At 39.8% G+C, this 5411-nt stretch carries 6 protein-coding genes and 1 pseudogene; 1 reads left to right on the top strand and 6 read right to left on the bottom strand.

Annotated features, from left to right (window positions below; genetic code table 11):
- The 5 genes from CSV77_RS16535 to CSV77_RS16555 all read right to left on the bottom strand — a co-directional run.
- The coding region (locus CSV77_RS16535) for a Rieske 2Fe-2S domain-containing protein (RefSeq protein ID WP_099674248.1) at positions 1-1226 on the bottom strand (1226 nt) is incomplete at its 3' end.
- A 291-nt stretch (positions 1227-1517) separates the two neighbouring features.
- Complete coding sequence (locus CSV77_RS16540) at positions 1518-2648, bottom strand: acyl-CoA dehydrogenase family protein (RefSeq protein ID WP_099674249.1); 1131 nt, start codon at positions 2646-2648, stop codon at positions 1518-1520.
- A 567-nt stretch (positions 2649-3215) separates the two neighbouring features.
- The gene (locus tag CSV77_RS16545; RefSeq protein ID WP_099632648.1) at positions 3216-3605 is read right to left on the bottom strand and encodes a VOC family protein; all 390 of its coding nucleotides are present in this window, start codon (positions 3603-3605) and stop codon (positions 3216-3218) included.
- Between the two features lie 137 nt (positions 3606-3742).
- Positions 3743-4768 carry an NAD(P)/FAD-dependent oxidoreductase gene (locus tag CSV77_RS16550; protein ID WP_099674250.1) on the bottom strand — a complete coding sequence of 342 codons (1026 nt, stop codon included), beginning with the start codon at positions 4766-4768 and terminating at the stop codon, positions 3743-3745.
- Positions 4769-4900: 132 nt separating this feature from the next.
- Positions 4901-5158, bottom strand: coding sequence for a ferredoxin (locus CSV77_RS16555; RefSeq protein ID WP_099632646.1), 258 nt, complete (start codon positions 5156-5158; stop codon positions 4901-4903).
- On the opposite strand from CSV77_RS16555, the gene CSV77_RS17425 reads away from it, so the two are divergent.
- Positions 5107-5307, top strand: a complete 201-nt coding sequence (locus tag CSV77_RS17425) for a hypothetical protein (RefSeq protein WP_143560724.1) — start codon at positions 5107-5109, stop codon at positions 5305-5307. The two genes, CSV77_RS16555 and CSV77_RS17425, sit on opposite strands and share 52 nt — an antisense overlap.
- Here CSV77_RS17425 and CSV77_RS17215 read toward each other — a convergent pair.
- Positions 5223-5411 (bottom strand): annotated as a pseudogene (locus tag CSV77_RS17215) (Rieske 2Fe-2S domain-containing protein); the annotation flags it as partial. The gene CSV77_RS17425 and the pseudogene CSV77_RS17215 sit on opposite strands and share 85 nt — an antisense overlap.

Here is a 5411-nt window from a genome sequence, read left to right on the forward strand (position 1 = left end):
TCCTGCCACTTTTTCTCTTTGTCATCATAAAGCCCTTCACTATACAGTGTTTTTAATGATTGATTTTCCAATACTAACGGCTCTTGCCCCTCTTGGAACGCTTTCGCTTGTTGTAGCAAGATCCGGCGCATATGAATAATTGGTAGGTCGCTCGTTCCTAATTTCTCGCGTGTTCGGTCTACGATTGTTCCCATGGTTTCAGTTGCCGCATGGTCTTGGTTCGCAATCCCACGGATACCTGTGAAGTTCCCAGTTTTTTGTAAGTCACGGTCTTGATTATATTCAACATCTGCGTTGACAATTTTTCTTAGGTCTTCATCCAACTTCAGTCCGCGGCGAGCGTGTTGCGCTTCCACATCAATCGCTCGATCATGAGCGAACTGGACATCCCATGTCCACGTACTATGATCATCTCGCGGAATAAATGCATGCCACATCCCATCTTCACCACCAAAGCGTGGTGGGTACGTGTAAAACGGGAAGATATAATGAATTTCCATAAAGGCATTCTGTTCCTCTGTTCCAATGCCCACTGCTATGCAACGTTTCCCAAAGTTCGTATCTTGAACAGATTGTTTCACCGGAGGATTTTTAACAAGTGGATGATTCGGGTCAATCCCCAAGTCACTGCTCAAAATTCCATCTTCCACTTCTTGTGTCGCATGCGCTTTATGTAAGAATGCAGCATGGACAAAGTCCAGATCATTTTCCATCGCTTGTGCATAGTTACATTCCTGCCATACCCGTTCAACTAAATTATTTTCCCGCGGAAGGTTCATCCAATAAAAGTCAGGGAAAGCCGGTTCCGATTCACTCGGCCCCATGTATGTCCAAATAATGCCACTTACTTCTCTCGTCGGATAGCTTTTTAATTGAACTGATTCCCTAAATTTCCCATCCGTTGGCTCTGACGGAATCTCCGTGCACTCCCCGTCTGTATTGAACTTCCAGCCATGATACATACACCTTAGGCCACAACCGTCATTAATTCCATAATAAAGTGAGGTCCCGCGGTGCGGACAGCGCTCATCAACTAGGCCTACTTTTCCTTCCGTATCGCGAAATGCGACTAGGTCCTCCCCCAACAACTTCACGCGTTGCGGCTTTCCATCACTAATCAACTCTTCTGTTTGAAGGGCTGGAATCCAATATCTCCTAAACACATCGCCCATCGGTGTGCCTGCATCGGTCTGAGTCAGTAACTGATTATCTTCTGGTGTTAACATTCAAATTCCCCCTAATATAATAATAGATTCACCGTTCGGACATAATTTATTTATTCAATAAATGCTGTTCACAACTACTTCTTGAGTATTCCATTTACACATGATTATACAGATGATAGCGTTTTCATTTCGTGAGATAAATTGATTAGCATAAGTATCATTAAAGTCTACCCATAACTTCTATCTTATTTTTGTTATATTAACCAATAATCTTCACACATTCCTTTTAAAGTACGACTCCACGGATTATCAATTTATCTAACAGATGGTTTTATATGTTGAGTACCTCTATTAAATGAATCCCTTTATTGGTTGCACGCCCAAAAGTACCGATCCCGCTCCATCGTACATACTTTCGTTGAGGAACGCGTGTTGGGTAACAACCATTGCATCTCGTAGATGTCGTTGCAACGGATGTCCGTCATAAATGGCCGAAGTACCTGCAAGTAAGTAAGCAGTTTGTACAGCGCTTGCACCCTCTCGCGCAGCTTGTGCCGCCGCTAGACGTAGCATACTTGTTTGATCAGCTGAGACACCTTCACCTTTAAGGATTGATTCCCAAGCAGACTCGGTAGTTTCATAGAAAAAGGCACGCGCCGATCTAAGCTTGGCTTCCGCTTTTGCAACAGAAATCCGTACATAAGCCCGATCAGCCATTTTAGGTGCACCTGTGATACCAGAACGACCTGCCATCAAAGAAATCTCATTTAGCGCAGCACGTGCCACTCCAAGATTGACCACTGCCAGCACCTGTGCTGCATAGGCAATCGATGGGTATTGCGAGATTGGTTCTTCAATTGTAGGAGTACCCCCACGTACAAACGTCCATTCATCAGGAACGAAGACATCTTTCACGAGCAGATCATGACTCCCCGTGCCACGCATCCCGATAACTTCCCAGTTTTCAATAATTTCTACATCTTCAGGTTTTAGAACAGCAGTTAATGGTTTACCACCTTCACCTGTACCAATACCGACACCAAGAATGTCTGCTCCCTTACATCCACTTGCAAACTTCCAAAGACCGTTAACAATCCATCCACCACTTACTCTCTCCGCAGGCTGAACTGGAAACAAACCACCCGCGAAGGCCACATCCGGACCATTTGCGTAAAGTTTTGCAAGAGTTTCTTCTGGCAGAGCTGCAAGGTATACAGCAGCAGATCCAAAGCTCGCTACCCATCCAGCTGAACCGTCAGCTTCAGAGATACTTTCAATTAACTTAAGGAATTCCATTGGCGAACTACCATCTCCTCCAAAACACTGAGGCGTATGAGCGCGATAAACACCCATTTTTTTCAGTTGCGCAATCATATCCTTTGGTACATGTCGCTTCTTTTCAAATTCATCACGTCGAGCACGAACTTCTGTTAACACCTGATCAAACCGATTTTTATTTTGGCTTTGTAATTGCTTAATCATAATTTCTACCTCCCTATAACTTATTGTTCCACGTTACAATATTTGAATTTCCCTATTAGTAATCTAGATGATCATCTATTTGGGAGATATCAATACTTAACTAATCTATAGACTCGAAAAATGAGTTACATCAAATAAAATCCTACCTTTTACCTACAACCCAAAATTAATTAAAAGTTGGCTTTAGGTATTTTATCTATTATCATATTAAAGCATTTGCAATATTTAAACTACTACCCATTAGGTTGGAAAATATATAGTATTCTGTTCTATTAGTACACAAAATTAAATTGCATTAATATAACTAAAAAAGTGTCTGTCATCACGAAATGATTTTCGGTACCGTCATGATGATACTTAAAATCGATACTAGGATTCTAGACACATTCACACTAGATCTATAATAAATCTAGAAATACCTGCCGCTCATTATAAAAAAGAATTAACTACCTTCTATAATTTATCTCGAAACCTTCTAAACTCCACAAAGCCAGCTAACGTCAAACAGTACTTAAAATGTAGAGATCGTTTCTTCATTCATAATTTATAATTTATTATTACCATTAGTTATGCCTTTAAGCGTTCTACCAATTGGAGAAGCTCGTCATTTGGTCCATTAAATAAAATCATGCGTCCACCTTCAAGCGTCGGTTGAGGTTCATTAGAATTGAATATAATCCCATGCTCCTTGAAATATTTAATAGACTTATCAATATCTTCAACTGTAAAAGCAAGATGATTCACGATTCCGCTTTGATTGTATTGTCCTACCGTATCAATGTCTCTGATTAATTCTATTTCTGTATCTGGATGTGATTTCACATATAAAAACGCCATTTCCCGACTTGAATTTTCTCCTCTTAAACGTACTTTACAACCAAATACCTTCGAGTAAAATGCAATAGATTCTTCCATGTCTTTTACAACAATAGCTATATGTTCTATTTTAGTAATCATCAATGGCTCTCTCCTTTGGTTAACTTAAAAACCCAATACCTTGTATAAATGCTTGATTTGTAAGTAGAATTACACTCAAAAAAAATTAATCAAATCGAGATGTATCTCGTTTCGATTAATTTTTCTCGTTGCTTCAATTAAAGTGAAACAGAAACTATCTTATCTTCACTCTCCCCCATTACACTTGTGCTGTGCGGTGCTTGTACTTTTGAGCTAGGATCAATATAAACTTTTGCATTACCAACTGCTGTAGGTGCTTCACCAAAACCAGTTGCAATAAGCTTTACTTTCCCTTCATATGTACAAATATCTCCAGCCGCATAAATCCCGGCAATATTTGTCTCCATTTTCGAATTAACAACTATGCTATTCTTCTCGATTTCCAGTCCCCAATCTTTTATTGAACCAAGAGAGGAAATAAAGCCATAGTTTACGATTACATCATCAACTTCAGTACTCATTGTCCCTTCACCTTTCACATGCTCAAGAATGACATGTTCAATATGATCTTCTCCAATAAACTCCAGCGGTACATAAGGAGTCATAACTTTCACTTTGGAGTTTTTAAGCAATTCTACGCTATGTTCATGTGCACGAAATTTATCACGTCTATGGACGAGTGTTACCTCATCAGCTATTGGTTCAAGCATAAGTGCCCAATCAACTGCTGAATCTCCCCCTCCGAACAACTGAACTTTCTTTCCGGCGAACTTCTGCATATCACTAACGAAGTAATGCAGATTCTTTCCTTCAAATTTATCAGCTGTTTCTAATCCAAGCTTTCTTGGATTAAATGCACCATTTCCTGCTGTTATAATAATAGTTTTTGAGAAGTGTTCTGCGCTATTTGTTATTATCTTAAAAATACCATCAAGCTGTTTTTCTAATTTTTCAACCCCCTCATCCAAAGCAACCACTGGATTGAACTGATTCATTTGCTCCGTTAAGTTGTCAATTAACTTTTGACCGGTAACCTTTGGAAAACCTGCTACATCATAAATATACTTATCAGGATATAGCGCAGAAAGTTGACCGCCAAGTTGTGGTAAGCTTTCAATAACCTTTACTCGCGCTTGACGGAGACCAGCATAAAATGCTGTAAATAACCCAACTGGTCCTCCCCCAATAATCGTAATATCGAAAACTTCATCTTCCACGTTCATCTAACCCACTCCGTCCATTATTGTCTATCTGTAAGTCTAGAAACTATATGTTTCTAGCACTTGTCGCTCGCTTTAAAATGAAGCATTTCTTTAGTGCATCTTCTATTTCTTACTCGTTTAGATCTATTAACATTACATAGCTTCGCTAAATTTCAGTGCATTTCCATGGAATGGTTCATCTGAGATTTTGATTGAATCGCTTGGGCATCCCTCATATGCATCTTCTAAATCATCATGCAACTCCGCTGGCACTTCTACCATTCCCTCATTTTGATCTATTGTCACGTAGGATATACCATCATCGGTATGATCATATATTTCAGGTGCGACTCCACTACATGCTCCACAGGCTATGCAAGTGTCTTGATCAACAATCGTATATTTCGTCATTGTTTACACTCCTCATCAGCGGGCTTGATAAGCCTAAAATTATTTGTGCTTTGCTAAGTCTCTGTCATAGCTCAACTGGTTGTTTTTTCTTTTCAAATTGTTCTTTTAGTGGAAATGCCTCCTGCCACTTTTTCTCTTTGTCATCATAAAGCCCTTCACTATACAGTGTTTTTAATGATTGATTTTCCAATACTAACGGCTCTTGCCCCTCTTGGAACGCTTTCGCTTGTTGTAGCAAGATCCGGCGCATATG

The organism is Sporosarcina sp. P16b (assembly GCF_002743065.1).
In the GTDB taxonomy this organism is placed as follows: Bacteria; Bacillota; Bacilli; order Bacillales_A; family Planococcaceae; genus Sporosarcina.